This is a genomic window from Mycobacterium sp., assembly GCF_040398885.1.
Taxonomy (GTDB): Bacteria; Actinomycetota; Actinomycetes; order Mycobacteriales; family Mycobacteriaceae; genus Mycobacterium.
This window is the reverse complement of record NZ_JBBATF010000017.1, coordinates 1-3,399: the sequence shown is the minus strand read 5'-3', so window position 1 is coordinate 3,399 and position 3,399 is coordinate 1. Positions and strand designations below refer to the sequence as shown.

Annotated in this window: 3 protein-coding genes and 1 tRNA gene; 1 reads left to right on the top strand and 3 read right to left on the bottom strand. The window is 67.3% G+C overall.

What is annotated here, in order from left to right; all coding sequences use genetic code 11:
- Positions 1–6 precede the first annotated feature (6 nt).
- The 3 genes from ADBZ5U_RS03100 to ADBZ5U_RS03090 all read right to left on the bottom strand — a co-directional run bounded on the left by ADBZ5U_RS03100 (position 7) and on the right by ADBZ5U_RS03090 (position 3,195).
- Positions 7–1,032, bottom strand: coding sequence for an NAD(P)H-dependent glycerol-3-phosphate dehydrogenase (locus ADBZ5U_RS03100; protein WP_526262255.1), 1,026 nt, complete (start codon positions 1,030–1,032; stop codon positions 7–9).
- A 79-nt stretch (positions 1,033–1,111) separates the two neighbouring features.
- On the bottom strand, positions 1,112–2,626 hold the full coding sequence (locus ADBZ5U_RS03095) for a flavin-containing monooxygenase (protein ID WP_526262253.1): 1,515 nt from the start codon (positions 2,624–2,626) through the stop codon (positions 1,112–1,114).
- Between the two features lie 77 nt (positions 2,627–2,703).
- The gene (locus tag ADBZ5U_RS03090) at positions 2,704–3,195 is read right to left on the bottom strand and encodes a YajQ family cyclic di-GMP-binding protein (RefSeq protein ID WP_526262251.1); all 492 of its coding nucleotides are present in this window, start codon (positions 3,193–3,195) and stop codon (positions 2,704–2,706) included.
- Between the two features lie 118 nt (positions 3,196–3,313).
- On the opposite strand from ADBZ5U_RS03090, the gene ADBZ5U_RS03085 reads away from it, so the two are divergent.
- Positions 3,314–3,396: transfer RNA gene (locus ADBZ5U_RS03085), tRNA-Tyr, on the top strand.
- The last annotated feature ends 3 nt before the right edge of the window (positions 3,397–3,399 follow it).

Here is a 3,399-nt window from a genome sequence, read left to right as displayed (position 1 = left end):
GCGGCCTCAGAAGGGCGTGCCGTCGACCTCGTGGCCGGGTTTCTGCGCCATCAGGCCGCGGTAGGCCTGCTCGACGGTGGCGCCGTGGTTGACCACCCCGTCCACCTCTTTGGCGATCGGCATGCTGACGCCGTACTTCTGGGAGAACTCCATGATCACGCTGGCGGCCTTGACGCCCTCGGCCACCTGATTCATGCCGGCGATGATCTCCTGAACGCTCTTGCCCGACCCGAGTTCCTCGCCGACGTGGCGGTTGCGACTGCGTCGGGAGGTGCACGTGACGATCAGGTCGCCCATGCCGGCCAGGCCCGCGAAGGTGTCGCGCTGTCCGCCCATGGCCTCGCCCAGTTTGGACATCTCCCGCACCGCGCGGGTCATCACCATCGCCCGGGTGTTCTCGCCGATGCCCATCGCGTAGCCCATGCCGACGGCGATCGCGTAGACGTTCTTCAGCGCTCCGGCGATCTCCACGCCGGTGACGTCGTCGCTGGTGTAGGTGCGGAATCGGCTGGTGCGGAACATGCTCGCCAGATTGGCCGCCAGGTTGCGGTCCGGCATGGCCAGCACCGCTGCGGCGGCGTAGCCCTCGGCGACCTCGCGGGCGATGTTGGGGCCGGCCAGGATGCCGGCCGGATGGCCGGGCAGCACCTCTTCGACGATCTGGCTCATCCTCATGTTGGTGCCCTGCTCGAGGCCCTTGACCAGGCTGACCACCGGCACCCACGGGCGAAGTTCCTTCGCCAACTCGATGAGCACGCCGCGGAACCCGTGCGACGGCACACCCATGACGATGACGTCGGCGCAGTTCGCCGCCTCGGCGAAATCGTTTGTGGCCTTAAGGTTTTCGGGGAGCTCGACTTCCTCGCCGAGGTACTGGGAATTCCGGTGGTTGTTGTTGATGTCCTCGGCGGTGTCCGGGGAGCGCACCCACTGCAGGGTCGGACCGCGGCGGGCACAGATGGACGCGACGGTGGTGCCCCAGGAGCCACCGCCGAGTACGACGACTTGCGGCACGCGGCGATCAGGTGTCATGTCTCAAAACTAATGCGGCGAAGCCCGGTTCACGTCGACTTCGCCCAAGGCGGGCACAGCGCAGGTGGCGGGCCGGCCGCTAACCGACGAGTTGCGGCGTCGCCTTCACCCGCCCGAACACCATGTCCTCCCCGATCTTGTCCAGGAAGCGGTAGTCGAAGGCGTCGGCGAAGAAATCCTGGCGCACCACCCAGGGCCGCCTGGTCCCCGACTTCGGCAGGGCATGGGCGTTGCGCCGCACGTAGCCGGACTGCAGATCCCAGGTCGGCTTCTCCGTCATCGCGCCGACGGCCGGGTGCGGGTAGGCGTGGGTGTAGCCGTTGGCCTTCATGTGGGCCATCAGCTTGGCGGTGGCCCGGGCGGTGATGTCGGCGCGCAGCGTCCAGGAGGCGTTGGTGTAGCCGATGCACCAGATGAGGTTCGGTACGTCCTCGAGCATGTGCGCCTTGTAGGAGAACCTGTCCTGCGGCCTGACTTCGTCGCCGTCGACGCTGATCCGCACCCCGCCGAGGGCCAGCAGGTTCAGGCCGGTGGCCTTGACGACGATGTCGGCGTCGAGGTGGCGGCCGGACTCCAGCGCGATCCCGGTCTGGTCGAAGTGGTCGATGTGGTCGGTGACCACCTCCAGTCGGCCGTTGCCGATCTCCTCGAACACATCGCCGTCGGCCACCAGGCACATGCGCTGGTCCCACGGGTTGTAACGCGGCTTGAAATCGCGTTCCACCGGGTAGCCCTGCGGCAGCTGCCTGGTGTTCTGCCAGCGCACCGCTTTCTTCATGACGCCGGGCGCGCCGCGGGAGACGATCCAGAAGACCTTCTCCAGCAGCATCGCGACGCCGCGCAGGACGTTATAGGAAGCCTTGCCGGGCAACATCTTTCGCACCGGCTTCATCCATGGGTTGATACGCCGGAAGGTGAACAGATAGCCGGGGGAGCGCTGCAGCATGGTGACCTTGGCCGCCCTGCGCGCCAATGCCGGCACCAGTGAGACGGCGGTGGCGCCGGATCCGATGACCACCATCTTCTTGCCGGTGTAGTCGAGGCCCTCGGGCCAGTGCTGGGGGTGCACGACGGTGCCCTGGTAGGCGTCCAGGCCGGGGAAGTCCGGATCGTAGGGCTCGTCGTAGTCGTAGTACCCGGTGCCGAAGAACACGAACCGGCCGCGGTAGGTCCGGGGCGCCCCGTTCTCGGTGGCCCGGACGGTCCAGGTGTCGGTGGCGGAATCCCAGTCCGCGGACTGCACGGTGGTGTGGAAGCGGATGTGGTCGAAGATGCCGTGCTTGCGGGCGGTGTCCTCCATGTAGTCGCGGATGACGGGACCGTCGGCCACGTACTCCCGGCCGGTCCACGGCTCCCAGGGCCAGCTCAGGCTGAAGATCGAGGAGTCCGAGCGCACCCCGGGGTAGCGGAACAGGTCCCAGGTGCCGCCGATGCGGTCACGGCGCTCCAGGATCACGTAGCGGGTGTCCGGGTCGGCCTCGGCGAGGCGGTAGGCCGCCCCGATCCCGGAGATGCCGGCGCCGATGATGACGATGTCGTAGTCCCCGTGAGAGGACTCGGCGGGTCGGTCGTCGTGCTGGTGGCTGACGGTCATCGCGGTCCTCGCTGGAGTGCGTGCGGGCTGACGTAAACCAGCTTATGCACTCCGCCGCCCGGCCGGGGCGGGGTACGTCAGCGGTAGTTGACGAACTGCAGGGCCACCTCGAGGTCGGCGCCCTTGAGCAGGGCGATGACGGCCTGCAGGTCGTCGCGGCTCTTGGAGGTCACCCGGACCTCCTCGCCCTGGATCTGGGTCTTGACGCCCTTGGGGCCGTCGTCGCGGATCAGCTTGGTGATCTTCTTGGCGTTCTCGCCGGTGATGCCCTCTTTGATGGTGCCGCTGACCTTGTAGGTCTTCCCCGACGCCTGGGGCTCTCCGGCGTCGAAGGCCTTCATCGAGATGTCGCGCCGGATCAACTTCTCCTTGAAGACGTCCACGGCGGCCTTGGCCCGTTCCTCGGTGGAGGAGACGATCTCGATGACCTCGTCGCCCTTGCGGGCGATGGAGGTGTCGGTGCCGCGGAAGTCGAACCGGGTGGACAGTTCCTTGGCCGCCTGGTTCAGGGCGTTGTCGACCTCCTGCCGGTCGACCTTGCTGACGATGTCGAAGCTGGAATCAGCCACGGGGTGCCTCCTCACCGTTCCGGCCGCCGGGATCCGGGCCGGTTTGTGTCCGGGGTACATCCTCGTTGTACCCTGCTACTCGCACGGAGGCGGGGTGTTCCCGGCTCTGGTGTGCCCAGGCAGGTTGCCCGAGCGGCCAATGGGAGCGGACTGTAAATCCGTCGGCGGAAGCCTACACAGGTTCGAATCCTGTACCTGCCACGC

Excerpts from the sequence above, each read along its gene's own strand:
- ADBZ5U_RS03100 (WP_526262255.1), bottom strand. The coding sequence starts at position 1,032 with ATGACACCTGATCGCCGCGTGCCGCAAGTCGTCGTACTCGGCGGTGGC.
- ADBZ5U_RS03095 (WP_526262253.1), bottom strand. The coding sequence starts at position 2,626 with ATGACCGTCAGCCACCAGCACGACGACCGACCCGCCGAGTCCTCTCAC.